The organism is Pseudomonas sp. B21-051 (assembly GCF_024748795.1).
Lineage (GTDB): Bacteria > Pseudomonadota > Gammaproteobacteria > Pseudomonadales > Pseudomonadaceae > Aquipseudomonas > Aquipseudomonas putida_A.
Map to the genome: position 1 here is coordinate 2,579,067 of NZ_CP087166.1, position 24,171 is coordinate 2,603,237.

The following is a 24,171-nucleotide window of genomic DNA, read 5'->3' on the forward strand; positions in this document are numbered from 1 at the left end:
TCTGTAGGAGCTGCCGCAGGCTGCGATCTTTTGCTTTTTACTTCGGATAAAGCGGCGGCAACCCGCTGTCACCCACCGGATCCTGCACCCGCTCCGCCGCCGGAATGGTACGAATCGCCCGCCACAGATCCTCACCCTGCCAATGCTGTCCGGTCTCGCTGTACAGCGCACCGTTGAGGCCGTCCAGCGCGTCCGACAACGGCACAAACCGCGCCGCCATATCCGCCAGTGTCTCCGGCTGCTGCCGCGCCCATGCATCCAGTGCCTGCCGCGTCGCTTGCGGATCATTCGCCTGGCACGCCCGTTTGATGTCGTCCAGCAAGGTGCGCGGGCTTGGGCCGGTTTGCGCGGCGCGATGCACCGCCGGTTGCCAGCGTGCACGCCACCACAGGCCGAAGCCGAGCAGGGTGGTGCAGGCGAGGATCAGGGTGCTGAGTTTCCACCACCACAACACATCGTTATCGACGGCGTTCATTTGCAAGGTGCCGGCCGGGGTGTCGACCTGCAGGCTCGGGTTGGTCGCCACTTGCAGGGTGCGCGCCGGCAGGCTGGTGTGTTCCAGATGATCTTCGAAGGTGTTCCACCAGATCACGTCCACCGTTGGCAACTCGATCGCGCCGCTGCGGCTGGGCACCAGCGCTTCGCGTTCTTCACGGCTGCCGATCAGGCCGCGCTCGCCGCTCTGGTTGCTCAGCACCGGTTGATCCGGGTAGCGGCGCAGGCCGTTGGCCTCGGTGGCGGGCAGGGCCGGCAACTGCGAACTGGCCAGGCCTTCGGCTTTCAACGTCAGGCTGCGAGTCAGGGAGTCGCCGACCTGGAGATGATCCGGCTCCGGGTTCCAGCTTTCGCTCAGGCTCAGGCTGCGTGCGGGCAACCACGGCGCATCGGCCGGGTAAGTCAGCGGTTTCGGTTTGACCGTCAGCGGAATCTCGGAGGAACTGACGCGTAGCAGCTTGCCGGGTTTCGGGCCCTGCGCGGTCGCGTCCTGAGCGGGCTGAGTGTCGACCAGCGTGGCACTGAACGTTTGCGGGGCGATGGTCAGCAAACCGCTGTGCTGCGGGTAGATCGCATAGCGCATCTCGATCACGCCATGGCGCACGCCGTTGATATCTTTCTCGTAGGTGCGGGTGTCGCCCAGTTGCTCGATGCGCGCGTCGGCGATCTGCAGCGGGGTCAGGCTGCTGTCGTCATACAGCGACACCGAGTGGTAGATGCGCAGGGTCAGGATCGCCTGGGCCTGTACGTAAACGCTGGACTGGTCGAGACTGGCCTCGATGAACACCGGGTCCAGGTTGTTTTTCTCTTCACGGCTGTCGCTCTCGACTACTTGCACGGTGATCGGCTGGCTCTGCACCTCGCCCAGTTGCAGCGGCGGAATGGTCACGCTGCCGTTCTCTTTCGGCAGCAGGGTGATGATCCAGCGGGTGGTGGCGCGGTTGTCGCCATTGAGGGTGTTCAACTGGTTGACCTGACGCGTGCCGCGCACCTCGAACAGCGGTTCCAGCGGCGTCAGGTCGGGTTTGCCGAACTGCGTGACATCATCCGTTTCCAGGGTGAGTTCGACCGTCTCGCCGGAGTTCAGGCGACTGCGATCCACGCTGGCCGTCAGCTCGGCCGCGTGGGCGGTGGCCGTGCAGAGCAGCAGGGGCAGCAACAGAGCGGTGAAACGGGTCATCGAGTTTTTTCCTGATCCTGATGTTGTTGCTGTTCGTACCAGAATTTGCGTCGCAGCAGTTCGCCCGGGTCGTCGGGGATCTTGCCCAGCCATTGTTCCAGTGCCTGACGCTGCTCGCCTTCGAGGTTGTCCTCGCTCGGACGCAGCGTCGGCACGGTGTCGGTTTCTTGCGCTTCATCGCTGCCCGGCACTTCGTTGGGGCCTGGCTGCGGCAGGGTAGTCGGCGGCGGTTCGTTGGCCGACTCGCCGGGCTGCGCCTCGCTCGGGGTGTCACTTTTCACCGCGGGTGGTGGCGCGGTCGCTGGTGGCGATTCATCGCCGGGCACGTTCGGCTGCGCCGGTTGTGGCTGTGGTTCGGCCGGTGGCGGAGTGTTCTTCTGCTTGAGCAGGTTTTCCACCAGGGCCTTATTGGTCAGCGCCGGGCGCAAGTCCGGTTGCAGTTCCAGCGCCTGCTCATAGGCATCGATGGCGGCTTCCAGCTCACCACTTTTCGCCAGGGCGTTGCCACGATTGTAGTGGGCGCGGGCATCGCTGCCTTCGGCGAAACGCTGAGCGGCGCCACTGTAATCGCCGGCCTCGTACAACGCCAGCCCTTGCCACTGGTGATCTTCGAAATGTTCGGCAGCCTCGGCCGGACGCTTCTGTTTGAGCAGGTGCAGGCCCTGTTGATCGGGGCGCAGCCACAGGTCTTCGAAGTCGAAAGCGTAGCTCGGCTGCGGCAGGCACAGCAGCAAGGGCAGGCAGAATAACCAGCCACGCCGTCCGGCGCAGGCGGCGAGCAGCAATAACGGCAACAACAGCCAGTAACCCTGATCGGCCCAAGTGTCGAGGCGCACGGTCTGGCCGTCGTTGCGCAGGCTGCGCGGGCCATCGAGCAGGCCGAGGGCGCGCAAATCGGACTCGTCGAGACGCGCGCTATGGTACTCGCCACCGACACTGGCGAGGAATGCACCAAGGCCCGGGCTGTCGAGTTGCGGCACGCGGATCGCGCCTTGTTCGTCCTTGAGGAAACTGCCGTCCTCCTGAGCGATCGGCGCGCCTTCAGCGGTGCCGATGCCGAGCATCAGCAGTTGTGCCGGTTGCTGGCCAAGGGCGCGACGAATGCCTTGGCGTTCCTCTTCGGTCAGCGAGGAGCCGATCAGCAGAATCCGTCCCTGGCCGAGCGCGCCTTGCTTGAGCAGGGCCAGCGCCTTGCTCACGCCGAGATCAGCGCGATGGCCGCTTTCCGGCATCAGCGACGGCTTGAGGGCGTCGAGCAGATTGTGGCTGGTCGCCAGGTCATCCGACAGCGGCACCAGCGTGTGCGCGCTGCCGGCGTAGACGACGATCGCGGTCTGCGCGTCGCTGCGTACCTGCAACAGGTCGAACAGCTTGCGCCGGGCCTGTTCCAGTCGTGTTGGCGGCGAGTCGGTGGCAAGCATTTCCGGGGTCAGCTCCAGCACCACCACCAACGGGTCGGCAGGTTTCTGGCTGGTCTGTTCGACCCGTTCCCAGCTGGGGCCGAGCAGGGCGACGATGGTCAGCAGCCACGCCACGCCAAGGGCCACCCACGGCAACTTGCTGGCGCGGCCATTGCCGCCGCTGAGCAGCGTCGCGTGGAACGCCGGCGGCAGAATCATCTGCCAGCGTCCAGCACGTTTCTGCCGGTGCCAGAGTTGCCAGATCAGCCAGCCGAGCAGCGGCAGGAGCAGCAGCCACCAAGGGCGGAACCAGTGCGGCCAGAGCGCGATCATCGGCGCCTCCGCAGACGCAGGCGCTTCAGACGCTCACGCCAGTCAGGCAACGGACTTTGCAGATACAGCTCCTTGGTAAACAGGCGTTGCAGCGCGTTGTCCGGCCACAAGTCGCGGGCGACCAGCAACAGGCTCAGCAGCAGGGCCAACGCCAGCGGCCACTGATACAGGGCTTGCGCCGGGCGCGCCTGGGTCGGTTGCTGGGTCACCGGTTCGAGCTGATCGAGGGTCTCCCTGATCGCTTGCAGCTCTTTGCCGTCGCGGGCGCGGAAGTACTGGCCGCCGGTGGCTGCGGCAATCGCCTTGAGCGCCGGCTCGTCGAGGTCCAGGCTCGGATTGACCCCGAGCAAGCCGGTGCTGCCACTGTCTTGCGGGTCCGCGCCAATGCCGATCGGGTAGATTTTCACCCCTTCGCTGGCGGCCAGTTTCGCCGCGGTCAACGGATCGATTTCGCCGCCGTTGTTGGCGCCGTCGGTGACCAGAATCAACACCCGACTTTGCGCCGGACGCATGCGCAGGCGCTTCAGCGCCAGACCGATCGCATCGCCGATGGCGGTGTTCTTGCCGGCGATGCCGATGCGCGCTTCATCGAGCCAGACGCGCACGGTGTGCCGGTCGAAGGTCAGCGGTGCCTGCAGATAGGCCTGACTGCCGAACAGGATCAGACCAACGCGGTCGCCATCACGGCTTTCAAGGAAATCCCCGAGCAGATGCTGGACCAGCGACAAGCGACTGACGTCTTCGTCCTGCCACTGCATGTCGGGGAAATCCATCGAACCGGACACGTCCACCGCCACCAGCAGATCGCGGCCGCTGGCGGCAATCGGCAACGGCTCGCCGAGCCATTGCGGGCGCGCCGCGGCGCTCAGCAGCAACAGCCACAGCAGCAGGAACGGTGCTTGCTGGCGCCACGCCGGCAGGTTGGCGCGGGCCCGGCGCCGCGCCAGACCTTCGAGGTCGGAGAGGAAACTCACGCGCAGCGCCGGCTCGCCGCTGTCGGCCACCGGCAGCACCAGACGCATCAGCCACGGCAGCGGCAGCAGCACGAAGATCCACGGCCAGGCGAACTCAAACATGCTTGCGAATCCAGGTGTCGACGGCTTGGGTCAGGCCGGCGATGGCTTTGTCGTCGAGCTTGCATTCGGGTTTGTAAGCACCTTCGACCAGCACCATCCAGCGTGTCAGGCCGGCGGCCGGGCAACGGTTGTCGAGAAACGCCAGCCATTTGCGGCCATTGAGCGTGTGGCTCTGGCTGTAGGGGTAGTGGTTGCGGCACAGGCGTTTGAGCAGACCGTTGAGCTGCTGCAGCCAGGCCCCGGCCGGTGCGCCGTCGTAGGGTTTGGGCATCTGTGCCAGTTCGGCCAGCGCGGCGATGCGCACGGGATCGAGCGGCTGTTCGGCGCGCACGATCGGGCGTTTCCTGGTCGGAATGAACCGGCGCAAACGCCACACGGCGAAGCCCAGCAACGGCAGCAATAACAGCAGCAGCCACCAGCCCGGTGCCGGTGGCCAGAAGTCGATCGGTGGTGGCGAAATCAGCGGTTGCAGTTGCTCGAGGCCGTTCATCGACTGCTCCCCGGGCGCTGCGGATTGAGGAACTCGCGCATCTGCTCGACCATTTCGCTTTGCGTGCTCAACGGCATCAACAGCACCCGCAGTTTTTGCGCGAGCAATTCCCAGCGTGCGATGCGGGCTTCGGCCTGAGCGCGATAGGTCTGGCGCAGCTCGAAATTGAGGGTGTCGAGTTCCAGTTGTGCACCTCTTTCCGCGAACCGCAACAGCCCGGCGGCAGGCAACGCATGATCCAGTGGATCGGACAGCGGCAACAGCAACAGATCGCAATGACGCGACAGCAGGCTCAGTTGCTGCTCGGCGCTGTCGGACAGCGCGCGCTCGTCACAGATCACGATCACCAGACTGCCTGGACGCAACACTTCACGCGCCCGGCGCAGCGCCACGCCAAGGGCGTCGCGGTCCGGCTCGCGTTCGCTGTGCAGCGACTGATTGACCTTGACCAGACGATTGAGCAATTGCAGCAGGCTCTGTTTGCTGCGGCGCGGTTTGATTTCGTAATGCTCGTTGTCGCCAAACACCAGCCCGCCGACCCGATCATTGTGCCCCAGCGCCGCCCAGCCGATCAGCGCCGCCGCTTGCGCCGCGAGCACCGACTTGAACATCAGCCCGGAGCCGAAAAACAGCCGCGTGCTTTGCTCGACCATGATGAAAATCGGTCGCTCGCGTTCCTCATGGAACAGCTTGGTGTGCGGCTCCTGGGTGCGCGCGGTGACGCGCCAGTCGATGGTGCGTACGTCGTCGCCGGCCTGATAGACCCGCACCTGATCGAAGTCGACCCCGCGCCCGCGGAATTTCGAGTGATGCAGGCCGATCAGCGGGCTGCGCTGGCTCGGCGTGGAAAACAGCTGCACTTCGCGCACACGGTGGCGCATCTCGATCAGGTCGGTGAGGCTGATGCGGATGCCCGGTTCGGACGGCAGGGGGGCGTTCATGGGGGTCAAGCGACGGCTACGACGTCGAGAATCCGCTGCACCACCCGATCCTGATCGATGCCGGCGGCTTCGGCTTCAAACGACAGAATGATGCGGTGCCGCAACACGTCGAACAGCACGGCCTGAATGTCTTCCGGGCTGACGAAGTCGCGCCCGGCCAGCCAGGCGTGGGCCCGGGCGCAGCGGTCGAGGGCGATGGAGCCGCGTGGGCTGGCGCCATAGGCGATCCACTCGGCCATTTCCGGGTCGAACTTGGCCGGGGTGCGCGTGGCCATGACCAGTTGCACCAGGTATTCCTCCACGGCGTCAGCCATGTACAGACCGAGAATCTCCTTGCGCGCGGCGAAAATCGCCTGCTGGCTGACCCGGCGTTCAGGCTTGGTTTCGCCATTCAGCGCTTCGCCACGGGCCTGCTGCAGGATCCGGCGTTCGACGGCGGCATCCGGAAAGCCGATCTTCACGTGCATCAGGAAGCGGTCGAGCTGCGCTTCCGGCAGCGGGTAGGTGCCTTCCTGCTCGATCGGGTTCTGCGTGGCCATCACCAGAAACAGTGGCGACAGCTCGTAAGTGCTGCGCCCGACGCTGACCTGACGCTCGGCCATGGCCTCGAGCAGCGCCGATTGCACTTTGGCCGGGGCGCGGTTGATTTCGTCCGCCAGCACCAGGTTGTGGAAGATCGGCCCTTGCTGGAACACGAAACTGCCGGTTTCCGGGCGATAGATCTCGGTGCCGGTGATGTCGGCCGGCAGCAGGTCCGGGGTGAACTGGATGCGATGGAACTGGGCTTCGATGCCCTCGGCGAGTTCTTTGATCGCTTTGGTCTTGGCCAGACCCGGAGCGCCCTCGACCAGCATGTGGCCGTCGGCGAGCAGGGCGATGAGCAAACGCTCGATGAGTTTTTCCTGGCCGAGAATCTGCGTTGAAAGAAAGGTTCGCAGCGCCAGCAGCGCTTCACGATGTTCCATCGGTGACTGTTCCTGGAAAGGGTGGCCCCAGGCGTTCGGATAACGCCGGGGCTGGGGGCGTTACTTTAATCCATCGAGGGGGGCGGCGACTAACGGCATTTTGCGCAAAGTGCGGGAAATGACTGGGGGATTTGTTGGAATTTTGTAGCCGGAGAAAGGTGCAGTGTTCTCTCGGGCCTCTTCGCGAGCAGGCTCGCTCCCACATTTGAACGGCGTACACCGTACTGTAGGAGTGAGCCTGCTCGCGATGAGGCCAGTCCAGCCGATATCAAATCTGGCTGATGTAGGTGCCAGTCCCGTCCAGAATGTTCTTCAGGGTTTCCTCAACCTCATCCAGATCCACCATGTCCGGATTGAAGGTGATCTCCAGCACATCATCGCCATTCAGCGCATCGGCATCCGCCGCCGCAATTTCAATCTTCAGCAGCGTTTTGCCCAGGGTGACTTTCACCCCGTCGAGGGTCGAAGGCTCGCCATCCAGGGTGATCTCCAGCTCATCCTCATCGGGATAACGGCTCATCAAAAACATCTCGCCCTTGTCGCTATGACAGCAGAGCATGGCCATGTTGTCTTCTTCGTCGTCGCACGGGTTGACGATCAGTAGGGCGGTGGTCATTTGCATGGGGGAATTCCTGCCTCGGCGGGCGCTAAGTGCAATCGAAAGCGCGATTTTGCCAGCCTTGGCGGATTTGCGCTGCTCTCTTGCATGGGTTGCTTTATTGATGCCTGCAACAATTGGGTGCGAGAAACCTGGCGGAATCAATGAACAAGGAAAATTCCGACAGATGAATCCTGGGTTGAGGGTTGAAATTTCCGACGACGCTGCAGGAAAAATTACTTGTTTGAACTTCGAAGCCGTTTTCTGCTTTTTCGCTTGTTTTATCGACACGATTGTCATTATTTTGCGGTTCTAACGCAAAGGAGTGCGTCAACACAAACTGAAAAAAAGGACCTCTTTCAATGCATCCGTATTTCGAACGCGCTGAGGAAATTGCACACCTGTCCGACGATCAGATCGAGCAGATTTATCAGCGATATCTGGACGGGGAAAAAAGCGCTGCGCTTCTGGTCGAGTATCAGATCCCTGCAACTGTCCGCAGCTTGCTCAAGGTTTTGCCGCCGATTGTCAGTCAGGATCTGAAGTGCCCTTATTGCGATGTGCCGATGTGGGTGCGTCGGCACGCCCGGGGCACTCCGGTCTCGCAGCGTCATCCTTACAAGTGCATACGGTGCGAGCACCGATACTCTGCATCCGCCCGCCATGGCCGACGCATGGCGTGTACTTGCCCGGCATGTTGCCAGGTTCATCAGCAACAATTGGCGGCGCAGGCCGAGCGTGATCGACGCGAACTTGAATCGCGCTTCGGTATACCGAGTCCGGCGGTGCCGTATTCGACCCTTGGGTTTGTGCAGAAACTGACGTTGCTGGCCTTGCTTGACGATGGCAATGCCAACCATCCCGAATGGATCGCGCCGTTGAGCGCGACATCCCGAAGCGAACATCTGGCACCGAGCGTCGAGGCCAGCGAGGAAAGATTGAAGAGTCTGCACGAGGCTGGCGTGTTAACGGTCGCGACGAGCTCTGATATCAGGGCCTTCGATCGCACTGAGGGTTGCAGTATCAGTGACTATTGCGCAGTGCGCTGGCAGCCTAATGTGGCACTCGGCGGAGTTGCGCGCTGTAATCGGGAAAGTCTGTACCTGACGCTCTATCAGGAATTGTCCGGCGACATTCAAGTCGCCTGGAAGAGCGAACTCTACGGGCTGATTTTCGATCTTGCCCGAGAAGAGTCGCTTCAATACATCCGTGTGCTGGCCAATGAAGTCGGTTTTTCGTTCACGGCCGAGGCGCGTGCCGAAACGGTTGTGGGGCAACTCCTGCAGGATTTTTCCGTAAGCCAGCTCTATTACTTTGCCCGCCTGGCGGTAAAAAACGCTGCGCACTTCTACGCCACCGGCAACTCCAAAGGTCGCAGTCACGCGTCCAACACCATCCCGCGCAACATGCTCGGGACCGCTCAGGACGCCCTGACTCGGAACTGGCGCAAAAACGCACACCGCGATTCGCGGGTACCGCAATCGGCGTTGCATCGGCTGTTGTACGACGTAGTGCTCAAGGACAGCGGTGCCGGGTTTTCCAAGTCGCCGGGAATGTATTGGCGCGATGAACTGGTGCCGCAGTTCTTCTCCCGTGCAGCTTTTGACAGCGACCTGCTCGGTCATTTGAGGCTGTTTTGCCGAGAGTGTGACTCCAGCAATATCGACGCCAGCATGGATAAATTGATCCTGAAAACCATGTGTTATGACTGTGCCACGGTGAGCAAATTCAGGGCGTTCGAGGAGCTGCCTGACTGATGTTGATGGGGGGCTGTAAACAGCTCAGGAAAAAGGGAAGGCATAGCGCTCAATGAGAGTGGCGGCGTTCCCTTTTTTCCTTCCAGTTCTTGATCAGCAAGTACGGAAAGTAAAAAAAGATTCGATGGATCAGAAATGGGATGACAAAGAAAAGTATCAACATGCCTGAAGAGAATATCGAGTAAAACAATATGTTTTGTCCAAACAGGTTTCCATATTTTCCGGTGCCTTTTCCAAGATCTGTTTCGGTTAAATAAAAAGCTAAAATAAAAAACATAATCATAAAGGCTGTAAAGAATATTCCGGTGGTGAATCGAGTTAAAATCCTGTTTTTGTACTGGGCCGGGTCAATCTTCATTGTTTTGTAAATTTTGTAGAATAGAATTGGCGCAAATATTGGCCCGACAACCGCTACATAGTTTGCGGTTGCTTTGGAACTGAAGGGGAATGAGGAAGACCAGAATCCGCTCAAGCCGAAAAGCTGGTTGTCCAGGAAGTCGTTGATGGCAAAATCCAGGCTGCTTTGCGGGAGTGCAGGAAGAAGAAGGTTTATAAAAAAGATCGGCGCGCAGAAAAGGGAAATCAATAATGGAGGTACAGTCAGTTCAGGCGGGTTTTTATTCATCTTGGTGTTCTCTAGTAGGCTGGCTGTGTTGTCTGTTTAACAGAGCCAGCCGGAAGGCTGGCCCGTTACAGATGTTTGCTATCCTTTTGAGGAAGTGCTATTGAACTGATCGAGGATCAGTGTATTTATTTTTTCCACGTTATCAGCGCTCAAAAAGGCTGCTGCCAAGGCAATCAATAAGCCGACTACCACGATACCGGGTACGGTAGTAACCAGTGCCGGGAAAAAGTAGGCGGCGGTCACTGCCAGTAGTGCGCCTGCCCCCATACCAGCCGCAATACTCTCAAGCTCCAGCATCAACGGTTTCCAATTGCCTTCTTGGAAACCAATCGCAGTTTTCTCGATCACCGAGTGCGCCTGCACGATTTTTCCGGTTACGCCAAATCCTTTGGCGAGCCGATTGACACTGTCCATGTAGGTCGCCTTGTCCAGCGCGTTCAGTGCGTCGACAACCGCACGGGTATCCTGCGGGCTGAGCCTTGCATTCGGGTTGGTTCGCACCTGCTCGAACGTGCGCAGCGCCTCGTTGTAGCTCCTGATCTTTTTCCCTGATACATCCTTTTGAAGATCCATCACCACTTGATGGAGGTTGGCGCCGTATTTCTCGAGGATGAATTTGTTCGCGTCGGCGACGTAAGCCACCGCGCGTTTGTAGTCATCAATACGTTTGGCCTCCGCTTCGGCTGCGATCCGTTGTTTTTCTTCCTCCAGTCGCAGAGCAGCCTGACGCGCCTGTTCTTGTCTTTGCGCCTCTTCTGCTTGTCGCGCCGCTTCGGCGGCCTGCTGTTGGGCGAGGGCCTCTGCCTGTCGCCGAGCTATTTCGGCATACAGTCTGGTCTGGCGGTCTTGAAGATTTGCGATTTGTTCGTTCAGAAGCATGGCGTCGTAAGTGGCTTGTAACTTTGCATATTGTTGCGACGTTTTAATATCCCTTAATTTTTGCTGCAGTTCGGTGTTTTTTTGAAAAAGCAATTCATTGACAATGTTGGTGGCTTTGTTTAGCCATGTATCGGGAGTGGGGTGGGGCAGCGGTGGGTATCTGCTGTCTATAATGTTCAGCTCTGTTTGCAAGCCTTGCTCTAAATTGCGCTTTTTTTCCAGATAGTCACTTTCTATCGCCAGTGTGAGCCCATGCATCGGGTTGCCCAGCGGATAATTCTTGAGAATATCTCCGCGAATGGTGCCAGGGTTCAAATTGATGATTTCCCAGGAGCCATCGGCGTAGATTATTGTTGTCGGAAGTTCAAGTTGTCGCATGTGTTGATTCCTTTCTTTGATAGAGACCCGCTCCGTGGGTCGGTTTGATAACTGATGTCTGGTTTTTTATGAGGTGCGCTTATATAGATAGCACTGCCGATTTTTGCGTTCAAATCGTGCTGTAGGAATTCGGTCTTCAAATTATGTGAGACATTTCTTGTCGGTTTGTAAGGATTCTTTAGTGTGTTTCTACTTGTTGTTTTTATTGGTTTTTTTGGTGCGAACAACCGAAGGCTGTGTAAGCTTTGGCTGGGTGATTTTCCAAGGAGGAAAGGTGTGGCAGGAACGAATTTCAGGTAATCGGTCATTTCAGGTGCGCTTGCCTGTTGAACGGCCACCTGAAGCGCGAGAATTCTCTTTGGCTGCTAATGTTTACCGGTGCGCGGGGCCGCGTTTACGTGCCAATGACCGAATATGTCGCAGCACCGCAAGCAGACACATTGTCGCACCCATTAAGCTGCGCAACGGATGAGCACCCGTAAAGACATTGTCGGCAGCCTCGACAGTCGTTTTTGCAGATGCCCATTCAATGGAAGGTGAATGTGACCTGAGTGTCTCGTCCAGCTTCACCCACCTGTCCCCCTGTTTCCTCTGCCCGAGAATCAGGAACAGGGCGACACAAGCCCCGCAAGGGGTGTTGCACGCGACGCTTTCCATCAATAACAAGCTTAAGCGGAGTACCACAGATGGCGTTCTTCACCGCAGCCAGCAAAGCCGACTTCCAGCACCAACTGCAAGCGGCACTGGCGCAGCACATCAGTGAACAGGCACTGCCACAAGTGGCGCTGTTCGCTGAACAATTCTTCGGCATCATTTCCCTGGACGAGCTGACCCAACGTCGCCTCTCCGACCTCGCTGGCTGTACTCTTTCCGCGTGGCGCCTGCTTGAGCGCTTCGATCACGCGCAACCGCAAGTGCGCGTCTACAACCCTGATTACGAACGCCACGGCTGGCAATCGACCCACACCGCTGTCGAGGTCCTGCACCACGACCTGCCGTTCCTGGTCGACTCGGTCCGCACCGAGCTGAACCGCCGCGGCTACAGCATCCACACCCTGCAGACCACCGTGCTCAGCGTGCGTCGTGGCAGCAAGGGTGAGCTGCTGGAAATCCTGCCGAAGGGCAGCACCGGCGAAGGCGTGCTGCACGAGTCGCTGATGTACCTGGAAATCGACCGCTGCGCCAACGCGGCCGAACTGAATGTGCTGAGCAAAGAGCTGGAGCAGGTGCTCGGTGAAGTGCGCGTCGCGGTCGCTGATTTCGAGCCGATGAAGGCCAAGGTGCAGGAGATCCTCACCAAGCTCGATAACAGCGCATTCGCCGTCGATGCCGACGAAAAGACTGAAATCAAGAGCTTCCTGGAATGGTTGGTGGGTAACCACTTCACCTTCCTCGGCTACGAAGAGTTCACCGTTGTCGATCAGGCCGATGGCGGCCACATCGAATACGACCAGAATTCCTTCCTCGGTCTGACCAAACTGCTGCGCACCGGTCTGACCAACGAAGACCGGCACATCGAAGACTACGCAGTGAACTACCTGCGCGAACCGACTCTGCTGTCGTTCGCCAAGGCTGCGCACCCGAGCCGCGTACACCGTCCGGCCTACCCGGACTACGTGTCGATCCGTGAAATCGACGCCGACGGCAACGTCATCAAGGAACACCGCTTCATGGGCCTGTACACCTCCTCGGTGTATGGCGAGAGCGTGCGGGTCATCCCGTTCATCCGTCGCAAGGTCGAAGAAATCGAACGCCGTTCCGGCTTCCAGTCCAAGGCTCACCTGGGCAAGGAACTGGCGCAGGTCCTCGAAGTATTGCCGCGTGACGACCTGTTCCAGACCCCGGTCGACGAACTGTTCAGCACCGTGATGTCGATCGTGCAGATCCAGGAACGCAACAAGATCCGCGTGTTCCTGCGCAAAGACCCGTACGGTCGCTTCTGCTACTGCCTGGCCTACGTGCCGCGCGACATCTATTCCACCGAAGTGCGCCAGAAGATCCAGCAAGTGCTGATGGAGCGCCTGAAGGCCACCGACTGCGAGTTCTGGACCTTCTTCTCCGAGTCCGTGCTGGCTCGCGTGCAACTGATCCTGCGTGTCGATCCGAAGAACCGCCTCGACATCGACCCGCTGTTGCTGGAAAAAGAAGTGGTACAGGCCTGCCGCAGCTGGCAGGACGACTACGCCGCACTGACCGTCGAAAGCTTCGGCGAAGCCCACGGCACCAACGTGCTGGCGGATTTCCCGAAAGGCTTCCCGGCGGGTTACCGCGAGCGTTTCGCGGCCCATTCGGCCGTGGTCGACATGCAGCACCTGCTGAGCCTGAACGAAAAAAATCCGCTGGTGATGAGCTTCTATCAGCCGCTGGGCCAGGTTTCCGGTCAACGCGAGCTGCATTGCAAGCTGTACCACGCCGACACCCCGCTGGCGCTGTCCGACGTATTGCCGATTCTGGAAAACCTCGGCCTGCGCGTGCTGGGTGAATTCCCGTACCGTCTGCGCCACACCAATGGCCGCGAATTCTGGATTCATGACTTCGCGTTCACTGCCGCCGAAGGCCTGGACCTCGACATCCAGCAACTCAACGACACCCTGCAGGACGCGTTCGTCCACATCGTCCGTGGCGATGCCGAGAACGATGCGTTCAACCGTCTGGTGCTGACCGCCGGTCTGCCATGGCGCGACGTGGCGCTGCTGCGTGCCTACGCCCGTTACCTGAAGCAGATTCGTCTGGGCTTCGACCTGGGTTACATCGCCAGCACCCTGAACAACCACACCGACATCGCTCGCGAGCTGACCCGGTTGTTCAAAACCCGTTTCTACCTGGCGCGCAAGCTGGGCAGCGATGATCTGGAAGACAAGCAACAGCGTCTGGAACAGGCGATTCTGACTGCATTGGACGATGTTCAGGTGCTCAACGAAGACCGCATCCTGCGTCGTTACCTGGACCTGATCAAAGCCACCCTGCGCACCAACTTCTACCAGACTGATGCCAACGGCCAGAACAAGTCGTACTTCAGCTTCAAGTTCAACCCGCACGCGATCCCTGAGCTGCCGAAGCCGGTTCCGAAGTTCGAAATCTTCGTTTACTCGCCACGCGTCGAAGGCGTGCACCTGCGCTTCGGCAACGTTGCTCGCGGTGGTCTGCGCTGGTCCGACCGTGAAGAAGACTTCCGTACCGAAGTCCTCGGCCTGGTAAAAGCCCAGCAAGTGAAGAACTCGGTCATTGTGCCGGTGGGTGCGAAGGGCGGCTTCCTGCCGCGTCGCCTGCCACTGGGCGGCAGCCGTGACGAGATCGCGGCCGAGGGCATCGCCTGCTACCGCATCTTCATTTCCGGTCTGCTGGACATCACCGACAACCTGAAAGACGGCGCGCTGGTACCGCCGGCCAACGTCGTGCGTCATGACGACGATGACCCGTACCTGGTAGTGGCAGCGGACAAGGGCACTGCGACCTTCTCCGACATCGCCAACGGCATCGCCATCGACTACGGCTTCTGGCTGGGCGACGCATTTGCTTCTGGTGGTTCCGCCGGTTACGACCACAAGAAAATGGGCATAACCGCCAAGGGCGCGTGGGTCGGCGTACAGCGCCACTTCCGCGAGCGCGGCATCAATGTTCAGGAAGACAGCATCACTGTGGTCGGCGTCGGTGACATGGCCGGTGACGTATTCGGCAACGGCCTGTTGATGTCCGACAAGCTGCAACTGGTTGCCGCGTTCAACCACATGCACATCTTCATCGATCCGAACCCGAACCCGGCGACCAGCTTCGTCGAGCGTCAGCGCATGTTCGACCTGCCGCGTTCGGCCTGGACCGACTACGACACCAGCATCATGTCCGAAGGCGGCGGCATCTTCTCGCGCAGCGCGAAGAGCATCGCCATCTCGCCGCAGATGAAAGAGCGCTTCGACATCAAGGCCGACAAGCTGACCCCGACCGAACTGCTGAACGCCTTGCTCAAGGCGCCGGTGGATCTGCTGTGGAACGGCGGTATCGGTACTTACGTCAAGGCCAGCAGCGAAAGCCATGCCGACGTGGGCGACAAGGCCAACGACGCACTGCGCGTGAATGGCAACGAGTTGCGCTGCAAGGTAGTGGGCGAGGGCGGTAACCTTGGCATGACCCAACTGGGTCGTGTGGAATTCGGCCTCAATGGCGGCGGTTCCAACACCGACTTTATCGACAACGCCGGTGGCGTGGACTGCTCCGACCACGAAGTAAACATCAAGATCCTGCTGAACGAAGTGGTTCAGGCCGGCGACATGACCGACAAGCAACGCAACCAGTTGCTGGCGAGCATGACCGACGAAGTCGGTGGTCTGGTGCTGGGCAATAACTACAAGCAGACTCAGGCCCTGTCCCTGGCGGCGCGTCGTGCCTACGAGCGCATTGCCGAGTACAAGCGTCTGATGAGCGATCTGGAAGGCCGTGGCAAGCTGGACCGTGCCATCGAGTTCCTGCCGACCGAAGAGCAGATCAACGAGCGCGTTGCGGCAGGCCATGGCCTGACCCGTCCCGAGCTGTCGGTGCTGATTTCGTACAGCAAGATCGACCTCAAGGAACAGTTGCTGAACTCGCTGGTGCCGGACGACGACTACCTGACCCGCGACATGGAAACGGCGTTCCCGCCGACCCTGGTCAGCAAGTTCTCCGAAGCCATGCGTCGTCACCGTCTGAAGCGCGAGATTGTCAGCACCCAGATCGCCAACGACCTGGTCAACCACATGGGCATCACCTTCGTTCAGCGACTCAAAGAGTCGACCGGCATGAGCCCGGCGAACGTGGCCGGCGCCTACGTGATCGTGCGTGACATCTTCCATCTCCCGCACTGGTTCCGTCAGATCGAAGCGCTGGACTATCAGGTCTCCGCTGACGTGCAGCTGGAGCTGATGGACGAGCTGATGCGTCTGGGCCGCCGTGCTACACGCTGGTTCCTGCGTGCCCGTCGCAACGAGCAGAACGCTGCCCGTGATGTCGCGCATTTCGGTCCGCACCTGAAGGAGCTGGGCCTGAAGCTCGACGAACTGCTGAGCGGCGAAATCCGTGAAAACTGGCAGGCGCGTTATCAGGCTTACGTCGCGGCCGGTGTGCCGGAGTTGCTGGCGCGTATGGTCGCGGGTACCTCGCACCTGTACACCCTGCTGCCGATCATCGAAGCGTCCGACGTCACTGGCCAGGATCCGGCTGAAGTGGCCAAGGCCTACTTCGCCGTGGGCAGTGCGCTGGACATCACCTGGTACCTGCAACAGATCAGCGCGCTGCCGGTTGAAAACAACTGGCAGGCCCTGGCCCGTGAAGCGTTCCGTGACGATGTGGACTGGCAGCAACGTGCGATCACCATCTCTGTCCTGCAACAGGGCGACGGCACTCAGGACGTGGAAGCACGCCTGGCGCTGTGGATGGCCCAGCACGAAAGCATGATCGAGCGCTGGCGCGCCATGCTGGTGGAAATCCGTGCTGCGAGCGGCACTGACTACGCCATGTATGCCGTTGCCAACCGTGAGCTGCTGGACCTCGCGTTGAGCGGGCAGGCGGTGGTGCCTGCGGCTGCTGCGAATGCCGAGCTTGAACTGGCCTGAGTAGTGGTTGAATGAAAAAGCCCCGGGGTCGTGAGATGCCGGGGTTTTTTTATGTCTGTGAATTCACCCCGACCCTGTAGGAGCTGCCGAAGGCTGCGATCTCTTGATTTTAAAAGTCAAAAGATCGTCCGATCGCGGCCCGAGCCTTCGGCAGCTCCTACAGGGTTTGGGTGTCACCAGAAAACCTGTGGGAGCTGGCTTGCCAGCGATGTGGGCCTTACTTTCAATACAACTTATGTGCTTGTTTGTTATCCAGCATCGACACTTTATCTGTCGGCCTGGTCAACAAATTACTCAGCGACTGATCAAACTTCTGCAACGCCCGAACTTGCACATCCTGCTGCTGATTAATATCAGCGACGATCTCTTCCGAACGCTTGAAGTCCGCCCACACCGGCGTCAGTTCCTTCGCTTCAGAACCTTTCGCCGTACCGATGTAGTTCAACTTCGCATCATAGAAATCCGCACTCACATCAGCCTTGATGTCGGAGCTGCGCGAAGTGATCAACTGGCTGTGGGCGTCGACGATCGCCACCACATCGGGATGCGCCGCGCGCAGGCTCTGCATGTCCGGGTACACCGTAACCGAGCCGAACCGCCGTTGCAGCGAGGCCTTGACCCAGTCCACCGCCATGTCCGGTTTCGAGGTGTTGACGTAGGCGTCGTGGATCGGCTGCACCAGCAGGCTCTCGCCGAAACCGGTGCCGGCGTTGGCCTGATAGTCACGCAGGTATTCACGGTTGGTCTGGGTACTCGGGCTGTAGACCACGCCCAGTGACACGCCGGGACCGCTTTGCACGTGGGCGGCGCTGCTGCGGCCGACCGGTTGGGTGAACAGGGTATCGAGGGACGACACCGCTTTCGGCGCGGTGGGTACTGAACAGGCGGACAAGGCTAAAACCGATATCGCCAGGGTACTGGCAAAGGCAAGTTTCATGGTGAGTCTCCCGTGAAGCAACTTCAGTCGGAAAGTCAGCGTTGTCGCGGCTGTTTGTGACGGGCGCACGACAGTTGATTCAGACTAAACCCGCCAACCTGTAAATAAGCTGACAATTTTTCGAGTTGTGGCGATGCATTAGTTTTATTGGTTTTAAGGCAAATCGGTTAATTGCCTCGGGAAATAAAAAGGCGCAAAACAGTGTTTTGCGCCTTTTTATTTATGGCTGTGCAAACAACCATCAGTTTTTCAAGGGGATCAATACTTGCTCGTCCGGGGCCAACACCATGAACACCAGCAACTTCGCCGGTTTGCTGTTGCTGGCGTTTTTCGACACCAGATGTTCGGAGCCGGCCGGTTCGTACCAGAATTGGCCTTTCTTGTAAGTGATCGGCTGTTCGCCCTTGACCTGGGAAATCACTTCGCCTTCGAGCACGTAGGCCATGGCGGTGCCGTCGTGTTTGTGGGCGATCGAAGACTGGCCGGGTTTGTAGTCGACTTCGATCATCATGGCTTTCTTGCCGGGGGCGTTTTTCAGCATCTGGTCTTGCAGGACGGTGACTTTTTCCGATGGGTCGTGGGCCAGGGCTGCAGTAGACATGGACAGGGCGAGAGCGGCGGTGAAGAGGTGCAGGGCTTTCATGTTCGATCACCAGTTGGGGAGGGGGGGTGACCACAGTAGTCTGCGGGGTGGGGTATGCAAACGGCCAATATTCGGGAAGATCGGGTGACCAATTGGCCTTGGCCAAAAAGCAAAAGATCGCAGCCTGCGGCAGCTCCTACAGGGATTGTGTAGGAGCTGCCGCAGGCTGCGATCTTTTGATCTTGCTTCTAAACGATCGGAAAACTGTTGAAATCCACACTATTGGCCAGACGGCTATCGATCAGGTCAATAAACCCCTGCGCCTCGGGCCGGTTGAAGTGCGCCTGCATCGCCGCTTCCGACTGCCAGCGTGCGCTTACCGTCCAGCGGTGGCTGTCCTCGGGGCAGCGGTCGACCATATAGGCGTCGCAGCCCGGTGTCTGGCGCAGGGTGTCGACGATCTTCTGCAACTGCCGACCGAGCTCTTCCGAACGGCCGGCGGCGGCGCGCACCTGGACGGTGTTGATCACTTCGTTGGACATTGCTCACACTCCTGAATCAGGCCGGACGAATCCTGCTCATTGAGGGAAAACGCCTATGCAGAATAGGCCTGCACCTGCTGATCACCAATAACCAATCGGCGGTTAATCGCCCAGACCAATCATTCACGCCACTTGTTGCAGAATGTCGCGCAGGCGATCCAGAGCGGTGTCGATATCGAGGGTTTCAATGGCGCCGAAGCCGAAGTACAGGCCGCTCTTTACCGGCTGTTGATAATGAAAAATGTCGATGGGATACAGCCCGACCTCGACTTTTTTCGCCAGTTCGATCACCAGCGCCAGGTCGATCGGCACCTTGCACAGCACCGCCATGTGGAACCCGGCACTGGGCGGTATCGCCTCCAGCCACGGCGCCAGATCCGTCGCCATACGCGCCAGAATCCGTTCGCGGCGCTGGGCGTAAATCGTATGGCAACGGCGGATGTGCTTGAGCAGGCAACCTTCGGCGATGAACTTGGCCAGCGCCCATTGCGGCAGGGTCGAGGCGTGCAGGTCGGTGAGTTGTTTGGCGCGGATCACCGCTTCGAGAATCGCCGGCGGCGGGATCGCGTAACCCAGACGCAGCTCCGGCAGCAGGGTCTTGGAGAAGGTGCCGACGTAGGCCACGATGCCGCGCTGATCGAGGCTGAACAGTGAGTCCGTCGGCCGCCCTTCGTAGCGGAATTCGCTGTCGTAGTCGTCCTCGATGATGATCGCGCCCAGCTCATAGGCGCGGGCGAGCAAGGCTTCCCGGCGCGCCTGGCTCATCGGCATGCCCAGCGGGAACTGGTGCGACGGCGTGACATAAATCATCCGCGTGCCCTCGGGAATCTGCTCGACCACAATCCCTTCGGCATCCACCGGGATTCCGACCACTTCGGCGCCGTGGGTGCCGAACAGCAACCGCGCGGGCGGATACCCCGGATCTTCCATCGCCACCCGGCTGCCGGGGCTGATCAGCACGCGGGTGATCAGGTCCAGCGCCTGTTGCGCGCCGTTGCACACCACGATGTCTTCGTCCTGACAGTTGATCCCGCGCGAAAACGCGATGTGCCGGGCAATCGCATTGCGCAGCGCCGGCAGGCCTTCGGGCACGCTGTAGAAGCCTTTGGAGCCAGCCATCTGGCGCATCGCGTGGGAGACGCAGCGGCGCCAGTCGTCATGCGGGAACTGGCCCTTGCTGGTGGCGCCGCCGATGAAGTCATAGCGCAACGAACCTTCCAGCGACGGGTGGCGCAAGAACACCGGCAGGTTGCGCCAACGCTCGATCACCTCGGCGCTGGCCAGTTCGGTGTGGCTTTGCTTGCGCTGGATCTGCGCCGGGCGGGCGTTGACGTAGGTACCTTTGCCGATCACCCCGGTGAGGAAATTTTCGTAAGTCAGCTGCGCGTAGGTGTCGGAAATGGTCTTGCGCGAGATCCCCAGTTGCTCGGCCAGCAGACGGCTGGGCGGCAACTGCGTGCCGGCGGCCAGGCGCCCGGACTCGATGGCGCCGCGCAGTTGCTTGTACAACTGGCCGGCGAGGTCCTTGCGGCCATTGATCACGACGTGAAGTTCCATACCGACGCGGCTCCGGGGGGCGATTGAAGTGTCGGCCAGATTACCGCTGTTGCGTGATGGGCAGTAGTTGCCTACCCGAAAAACTCCAAATTGGTCACTAACCCATGTGGGAGCGAGCCTGCTCGCGAATGCAGTGTGTCATTCAAAAATGGGCTGACTGACCTGACGCCTTCGCGAGCAGGCTCGCTCCCACAGGGGATCTATGTAGAGAAGAGGGCAGTGGTGTGGCGGTTTTTCGTGGAATTGGGGCTGTAATGCCGAGGGCGCAGCGCTTACCGTGAACTCATCATTCCGCTTCCCGAGAGCTGCCATGTCCCCGCGTCTGGACTACTACAACGCATCGCCCAAGGCGATGAAAGCGATGATCGCCATGGAGGCGCTGACCAGCGACCTGAGCATCGAGGCGCCGCTGTTGCAACTGATCAGGATCCGCGCCTCACAGCTCAACGGCTGCGCGTTCTGCACCGACATGCATTCGGTGGACGCGCGTCGGGCCGGGGAGAGCGAGCGGCGCTTGTATGCGATCGCGGTGTGGCGCGACAGCGGCTTTTTCAATCCCCGCGAGCGCGCCGCGTTGGCCTGGGCCGAGGCGGTGACGCTGTTGGCTGAAAGCCATGTGCCGGACGAGGTTTACCAGTTGGCCAAAGCGCAATTCAGTGAGGCTGAACTGGTGGATCTGACCATGGCCGTCACCACGATCAACAGCTGGAATCGCCTGGCGGTAAGCTTCCGCCAAACCCCAAGCGACTGACATGCACATAACCTGTGGCGAGGGAGCTTGCTCCCGCTCGGCTGCGCAGCAGTCGCAAAACCTTTGCATGCGGTCTGTCAGTTAAAACCGGTTCGGCAGATTTGGGGGCGCTGCGCCCCCAGCGGGAGCAAGCTCCCTCGCCACAAAGATTGGTCTTCAGTTTGGTGGGCGGTGAGCTTTCGTCAGCCCCAAAGTGACTGAAGATCAAAAGATCGCAGCCTTCGGCAGCTCCTACATTCGATCCCATGTAGGAGCTGCCGAAGGCTGCGATCTTTTGACTTTGATGTTTCCCTAATTCGGTGGGCGCTGTGGTTTGACTGAAGTGCCGAAAGTGTTGCCCATGCGGGTGCCTGTCGCCGCCGGCGTCGCCAGTCCAACCTGATTCGGCGGTCGCTTGTTCACCGGCACATTCAGCGCTTCCTGATTCTTCTGCGCAGCCGCAGCACCCTCGGGATTGTTGCCCATCTGCTGACTCAGACAATCGTAATTCGGCGCCTTGTAGCCACCCACCGTCACCTCCACACAGCCCAGCGGCTGTTCGGCGTGGGCGCTGACGAAGGCGCTCAGCAGTAGCCCGCCGAGGGCGAATTTCCACAGTGATTTCATGCAAGCCTCCTGGCCGGCCCGAAGCGGCCGCTCTCTGAATGCAGTCTAGTGCAAGCCTTGGGCGAATCCCGTGATGGTTTTTTTGCACCGCCCGTCACACCAGATTCATAAACAGCCATCAGGATGACGGTTTTCAGGGGTACGTCAGCCGTGCAGCGAGGCAGTTCCAGGGACGGTCTTCAGCGTTCAACGAGGCTTGTGCGCCGGGTGAGTCTGGGGCTGCTGCTTGGCTGGTTCAGCGGCGCTGCGACAGCTGAACCCGCGCCCGCCGACTTGCGCATGACGCTGCACATTCCGGCGCAGGACCTGGCCCGGGCGCTGGATCAGTACAGCCATGCCACCGGGGTGGCGGTGCTGGTCGACAGTCAGTTGAGTCGTGGCCGGCGCTCGTTGGCGGTCGATGGCGAATACACCGCTGCCGACGCCTTGCGCCGTTTGCTCGGCGGCAGTGGCCTGATGGCGCGTTACGCCCGCGACGATGCGTTCACCTTGCAAGTGGCGCAGGTCGAGGACGTGCCGTCGGCCCTGGACAAAACCACGCCGGCCAGCGCCGCCGTGAGTCGCAGCTACGCCACCGCCGTGCAAGCGGCGATCGAGCGCAACCTGTGCCGTTCGCCGCTGACCCGTCCGGGCAGTTATCGCGCGGTGTTGCAGGTCTGGGTCGGGCGTGACGGCGTGGTGCAGCACAACCGGTTGGTCACTTCGACCGGTGATGAACGGCGCGATACCGCGCTGGTGGAGAGCTTTCGCAATCTCAGGATCGACCGGCCGACGCCCAGCGCGTTGCGTCAGCCGGTCACGTTGCTGTTGTTACCGGAGTCGTCAGGGAAACGCATGGAATGCACCAAATGGGAAGGAGTTTCCGGGGGATGAAAGACACCGGACAAGGTTCGATGGTCCAGCTGTTCCTGACGTCCTACGAGGACTTTCGGGTGCGCTTGCGACGCCGTCTCGGCTCGGAGGATCTGGCCAACGACGTGCTGCACGAAACCTACCTGCGGGTCGACCGCATGGAAACGCCGCCGAACCTGCTGCGGCCCAACGCCTACCTCTATCGCATGGCCCTGAACATCGCCGCCGACCGCCGTCAGGCCGATGCGCGCCTGCTCACCGGCGAGGAAGTCGAAGAGCTGCTGCAAATCGGCGACGAGGCGCTGGACCCGGCGCGGGTGGTGGGTGGGCAGAAGGAAATCCAGTCGCTGCTCAGCGCCCTCTACGAACTGCCAGCGCGGCGTCGCCGAATCTTCATCGCGGCGCGGCTGGAAGAGGCGCCGCACCTGGAAATCTCCCAGCGCTTCGGCATCTCCACACGCATGGTCGAGAAGGAAATCAAAGCCGCGTTGGGCTTCTGCGCGGCGAAACTGGAAAGAAAAGTGTTTCAGCGGTTCGGTCGCGGGGCCGGAAAACCGTCTTCTGAATAGTGCCCGATCATTTCGTTGAGAATCTGCGCGTTTGAACATCTTTCGACTGACACCTGCCCAGCCATCGGCGGCCGACAATCTGCACAGCGAAGCCCACGACTGGTTGGTCCTGCTGACCTCCGGCCGCGCCACTGTGGCTGACGCCCGCGCGCTGCGCCAGTGGTGCGCGCAGAGCGCCGAACATGCTCAGGCTTTCGAGCAGGCCAAGGTGTTGTGGCACAACCTGCAGCCTGCCGCTGAAATGCTGCAGTCGCCGCGACGCTTCGGTCGCCGGGCGTTTCTTGGTGGCGCCATCGCGGCATCGGCGGCGTTTTTGCTGGTGCGCGGGACGATTCCCGGTGGTTTTGAAGGGCTCGGCGCCGATTACATCACCGAGGTCGGCCAGCAGAAGCGTTTCGAACCGGCCGACGGCGTGCGCCTGGAACTCAACACCCAAACCCGCATCAACCAGCGCGCCGGCGACGACGGTGTGCAGGGGTTCGAACTGGTCAGCGGCGAAGTCGAAGTACAGACCGCGCGGCTGCCATTGGCGATGCAGGCCGGGGGAGGGTGGTTACGGGCGAGCCAAGCGCGGTTCAATTTGCGTAACACTGATCAGCAAGTCTGCGTGACCTGCCTCGATGGTTCGGTGGACGTCAATGTCGATGGCCGCAGCCTGCGTTTGCAGCCGGGTGAGCAACTGACCTACGACGCGCAGCAAGTGGGCACAGTGCAAAGCGTCGACACCGCCGCAGTGATGAACTGGCGCCAACAGGTACTGGTATTCAACGGCGCAACCCTCAGCCAGATGATCGACGAGATCAACCGCTACCGCCCCGGCATGTTGCTGCTGCTCAACCGCGAACTCGGCCAACGCCGCGTCCAGGCCCGCTTCAGCCTCGACCAACTCGCCGGCGTCGCACTACTGATCCGCGATGCCTACGGCGTCAAATGCACCGAACTGCCCGGCGGAGTCGTCGTCCTCAGCTAGTGGATTGACGGTGTACATATCCGTTGCTGCGGTAACGGCCACTTAGGGTTCCGCCCTTACGGCGGGTCACCTTTTCCAAACGCCGAAAAGGTAACCCAAAAGGCT

The 24,171-nt window shown here is 60.4% G+C and carries 21 protein-coding genes; 7 read left to right on the forward strand and 14 right to left on the reverse strand.

The annotated features are described in order from the left end of the window. Window positions 1-37: 37 nt before the first annotated feature. The 7 genes from LOY52_RS11605 to LOY52_RS11635 form a co-directional block, all read right to left on the reverse strand. A complete protein-coding gene (locus LOY52_RS11605; protein ID WP_258679556.1) occupies window positions 38-1,675 on the reverse strand; it encodes a BatD family protein in 1,638 nt (545 codons plus the stop codon). Then, window positions 1,672-3,408, reverse strand: coding sequence for a tetratricopeptide repeat protein (locus tag LOY52_RS11610; RefSeq protein WP_258679557.1), 1,737 nt, complete (start codon window positions 3,406-3,408; stop codon window positions 1,672-1,674). The genes LOY52_RS11605 and LOY52_RS11610 overlap by 4 nt, the downstream gene beginning before the upstream one ends. Then, entirely contained in the window at window positions 3,405-4,484 is a 1,080-nt protein-coding gene (locus LOY52_RS11615; RefSeq protein WP_258679558.1) for a VWA domain-containing protein, read from the reverse strand. The genes LOY52_RS11610 and LOY52_RS11615 overlap by 4 nt, the downstream gene beginning before the upstream one ends. Continuing rightward, window positions 4,477-4,974, reverse strand: coding sequence for a DUF4381 domain-containing protein (locus tag LOY52_RS11620; protein ID WP_007968588.1), 498 nt, complete (start codon window positions 4,972-4,974; stop codon window positions 4,477-4,479). The genes LOY52_RS11615 and LOY52_RS11620 overlap by 8 nt, the downstream gene beginning before the upstream one ends. After that, entirely contained in the window at window positions 4,971-5,915 is a 945-nt protein-coding gene (locus LOY52_RS11625) for a DUF58 domain-containing protein (RefSeq protein WP_027613096.1), read from the reverse strand. Before LOY52_RS11625 ends, LOY52_RS11620 begins: the two co-directional genes overlap by 4 nt. 5 nt (window positions 5,916-5,920) lie before the next feature. Further along, entirely contained in the window at window positions 5,921-6,880 is a 960-nt protein-coding gene (locus LOY52_RS11630) for a MoxR family ATPase (RefSeq protein WP_003218556.1), read from the reverse strand. A gap of 268 nt (window positions 6,881-7,148) precedes the next feature. Next, window positions 7,149-7,502 carry a hypothetical protein gene (locus LOY52_RS11635; protein WP_258679559.1) on the reverse strand — a complete coding sequence of 118 codons (354 nt, stop codon included), beginning with the start codon at window positions 7,500-7,502 and terminating at the stop codon, window positions 7,149-7,151. Between LOY52_RS11635 and LOY52_RS11640 the strand changes: the two genes are divergently transcribed. Further along, complete coding sequence (locus tag LOY52_RS11640) at window positions 7,501-7,794, forward strand: hypothetical protein (protein WP_258679560.1); 294 nt, start codon at window positions 7,501-7,503, stop codon at window positions 7,792-7,794. The two genes, LOY52_RS11635 and LOY52_RS11640, sit on opposite strands and share 2 nt — an antisense overlap. A 46-nt stretch (window positions 7,795-7,840) precedes the next feature. Further along, complete coding sequence (locus LOY52_RS11645; RefSeq protein ID WP_258679561.1) at window positions 7,841-9,235, forward strand: hypothetical protein; 1,395 nt, start codon at window positions 7,841-7,843, stop codon at window positions 9,233-9,235. A 49-nt stretch (window positions 9,236-9,284) separates the two neighbouring features. Here LOY52_RS11645 and cui read toward each other — a convergent pair whose 3' ends face one another. Both cui and LOY52_RS11655 read right to left on the reverse strand, forming a co-directional pair. Then, on the reverse strand, window positions 9,285-9,860 hold the full coding sequence (gene cui, locus LOY52_RS11650; protein ID WP_258679562.1) for a colicin immunity protein Cui: 576 nt from the start codon (window positions 9,858-9,860) through the stop codon (window positions 9,285-9,287). 78 nt (window positions 9,861-9,938) lie between these two features. Continuing rightward, window positions 9,939-11,117: a colicin-like pore-forming protein gene (locus tag LOY52_RS11655; protein WP_258679563.1), complete on the reverse strand. Its 1,179-nt coding sequence runs from the start codon at window positions 11,115-11,117 to the stop codon at window positions 9,939-9,941. A 686-nt stretch (window positions 11,118-11,803) separates the two neighbouring features. Here LOY52_RS11655 and LOY52_RS11660 point away from each other — a divergent pair. After that, the gene (locus LOY52_RS11660; protein WP_258679564.1) at window positions 11,804-16,699 is read left to right on the forward strand and encodes an NAD-glutamate dehydrogenase; all 4,896 of its coding nucleotides are present in this window, start codon (window positions 11,804-11,806) and stop codon (window positions 16,697-16,699) included. Between the two features lie 223 nt (window positions 16,700-16,922). On the opposite strand, the gene LOY52_RS11665 is transcribed toward LOY52_RS11660, so the two are convergent. The 4 genes from LOY52_RS11665 to LOY52_RS11680 all read right to left on the reverse strand — a co-directional run bounded on the left by LOY52_RS11665 (window position 16,923) and on the right by LOY52_RS11680 (window position 20,318). Then, complete coding sequence (locus LOY52_RS11665; RefSeq protein ID WP_258679565.1) at window positions 16,923-17,636, reverse strand: ATPase; 714 nt, start codon at window positions 17,634-17,636, stop codon at window positions 16,923-16,925. Window positions 17,637-17,877: 241 nt separating this feature from the next. Next, the gene (locus LOY52_RS11670; RefSeq protein WP_258679566.1) at window positions 17,878-18,279 is read right to left on the reverse strand and encodes a cupin domain-containing protein; all 402 of its coding nucleotides are present in this window, start codon (window positions 18,277-18,279) and stop codon (window positions 17,878-17,880) included. 188 nt (window positions 18,280-18,467) lie between these two features. After that, window positions 18,468-18,761 carry a putative quinol monooxygenase gene (locus tag LOY52_RS11675; RefSeq protein ID WP_103486380.1) on the reverse strand — a complete coding sequence of 98 codons (294 nt, stop codon included), beginning with the start codon at window positions 18,759-18,761 and terminating at the stop codon, window positions 18,468-18,470. Window positions 18,762-18,884: 123 nt separating this feature from the next. Continuing rightward, entirely contained in the window at window positions 18,885-20,318 is a 1,434-nt protein-coding gene (locus LOY52_RS11680; RefSeq protein ID WP_258679567.1) for a PLP-dependent aminotransferase family protein, read from the reverse strand. Between the two features lie 310 nt (window positions 20,319-20,628). Here LOY52_RS11680 and LOY52_RS11685 point away from each other — a divergent pair, with 310 nt between their 5' ends. Continuing rightward, on the forward strand, window positions 20,629-21,069 hold the full coding sequence (locus LOY52_RS11685; RefSeq protein WP_258679568.1) for a carboxymuconolactone decarboxylase family protein: 441 nt from the start codon (window positions 20,629-20,631) through the stop codon (window positions 21,067-21,069). 291 nt (window positions 21,070-21,360) lie between these two features. On the opposite strand, the gene LOY52_RS11690 is transcribed toward LOY52_RS11685, so the two are convergent. Then, the gene (locus tag LOY52_RS11690; protein WP_258679569.1) at window positions 21,361-21,675 is read right to left on the reverse strand and encodes a hypothetical protein; all 315 of its coding nucleotides are present in this window, start codon (window positions 21,673-21,675) and stop codon (window positions 21,361-21,363) included. Window positions 21,676-21,882: 207 nt separating this feature from the next. Here LOY52_RS11690 and LOY52_RS11695 point away from each other — a divergent pair, with 207 nt between their 5' ends. The 3 genes from LOY52_RS11695 to LOY52_RS11705 are packed head-to-tail and all read left to right on the forward strand — an operon-like array spanning window position 21,883 to window position 24,066. Next, window positions 21,883-22,548 carry a secretin and TonB N-terminal domain-containing protein gene (locus LOY52_RS11695; RefSeq protein WP_045122060.1) on the forward strand — a complete coding sequence of 222 codons (666 nt, stop codon included), beginning with the start codon at window positions 21,883-21,885 and terminating at the stop codon, window positions 22,546-22,548. Further along, window positions 22,545-23,096, forward strand: a complete 552-nt coding sequence (locus LOY52_RS11700) for an RNA polymerase sigma factor (protein WP_027613107.1) — start codon at window positions 22,545-22,547, stop codon at window positions 23,094-23,096. Before LOY52_RS11695 ends, LOY52_RS11700 begins: the two co-directional genes overlap by 4 nt. A gap of 31 nt (window positions 23,097-23,127) precedes the next feature. After that, the gene (locus LOY52_RS11705; protein ID WP_258679570.1) at window positions 23,128-24,066 is read left to right on the forward strand and encodes a FecR domain-containing protein; all 939 of its coding nucleotides are present in this window, start codon (window positions 23,128-23,130) and stop codon (window positions 24,064-24,066) included. Window positions 24,067-24,171 lie beyond the last annotated feature (105 nt).

Excerpts from the sequence above, each read along its gene's own strand:
- LOY52_RS11605 (WP_258679556.1), bottom strand. The coding sequence starts at position 1,675 with ATGACCCGTTTCACCGCTCTGTTGCTGCCCCTGCTGCTCTGCACGGCC.
- LOY52_RS11610 (WP_258679557.1), bottom strand. The coding sequence starts at position 3,408 with ATGATCGCGCTCTGGCCGCACTGGTTCCGCCCTTGGTGGCTGCTGCTC.
- LOY52_RS11615 (WP_258679558.1), bottom strand. The coding sequence starts at position 4,484 with ATGTTTGAGTTCGCCTGGCCGTGGATCTTCGTGCTGCTGCCGCTGCCG.
- LOY52_RS11620 (WP_007968588.1), bottom strand. The coding sequence starts at position 4,974 with ATGAACGGCCTCGAGCAACTGCAACCGCTGATTTCGCCACCACCGATC.
- LOY52_RS11625 (WP_027613096.1), bottom strand. The coding sequence starts at position 5,915 with ATGAACGCCCCCCTGCCGTCCGAACCGGGCATCCGCATCAGCCTCACC.
- LOY52_RS11630 (WP_003218556.1), bottom strand. The coding sequence starts at position 6,880 with ATGGAACATCGTGAAGCGCTGCTGGCGCTGCGAACCTTTCTTTCAACG.
- LOY52_RS11640 (WP_258679560.1), top strand. The coding sequence starts at position 7,501 with ATGGGGGAATTCCTGCCTCGGCGGGCGCTAAGTGCAATCGAAAGCGCG.
- LOY52_RS11635 (WP_258679559.1), bottom strand. The coding sequence starts at position 7,502 with ATGCAAATGACCACCGCCCTACTGATCGTCAACCCGTGCGACGACGAA.
- LOY52_RS11645 (WP_258679561.1), top strand. The coding sequence starts at position 7,841 with ATGCATCCGTATTTCGAACGCGCTGAGGAAATTGCACACCTGTCCGAC.
- cui (WP_258679562.1), bottom strand. The coding sequence starts at position 9,860 with ATGAATAAAAACCCGCCTGAACTGACTGTACCTCCATTATTGATTTCC.
- LOY52_RS11655 (WP_258679563.1), bottom strand. The coding sequence starts at position 11,117 with ATGCGACAACTTGAACTTCCGACAACAATAATCTACGCCGATGGCTCC.
- LOY52_RS11660 (WP_258679564.1), top strand. The coding sequence starts at position 11,804 with ATGGCGTTCTTCACCGCAGCCAGCAAAGCCGACTTCCAGCACCAACTG.
- LOY52_RS11665 (WP_258679565.1), bottom strand. The coding sequence starts at position 17,636 with ATGAAACTTGCCTTTGCCAGTACCCTGGCGATATCGGTTTTAGCCTTG.
- LOY52_RS11670 (WP_258679566.1), bottom strand. The coding sequence starts at position 18,279 with ATGAAAGCCCTGCACCTCTTCACCGCCGCTCTCGCCCTGTCCATGTCT.
- LOY52_RS11675 (WP_103486380.1), bottom strand. The coding sequence starts at position 18,761 with ATGTCCAACGAAGTGATCAACACCGTCCAGGTGCGCGCCGCCGCCGGC.
- LOY52_RS11680 (WP_258679567.1), bottom strand. The coding sequence starts at position 20,318 with ATGGAACTTCACGTCGTGATCAATGGCCGCAAGGACCTCGCCGGCCAG.
- LOY52_RS11685 (WP_258679568.1), top strand. The coding sequence starts at position 20,629 with ATGTCCCCGCGTCTGGACTACTACAACGCATCGCCCAAGGCGATGAAA.
- LOY52_RS11690 (WP_258679569.1), bottom strand. The coding sequence starts at position 21,675 with ATGAAATCACTGTGGAAATTCGCCCTCGGCGGGCTACTGCTGAGCGCC.
- LOY52_RS11700 (WP_027613107.1), top strand. The coding sequence starts at position 22,545 with ATGAAAGACACCGGACAAGGTTCGATGGTCCAGCTGTTCCTGACGTCC.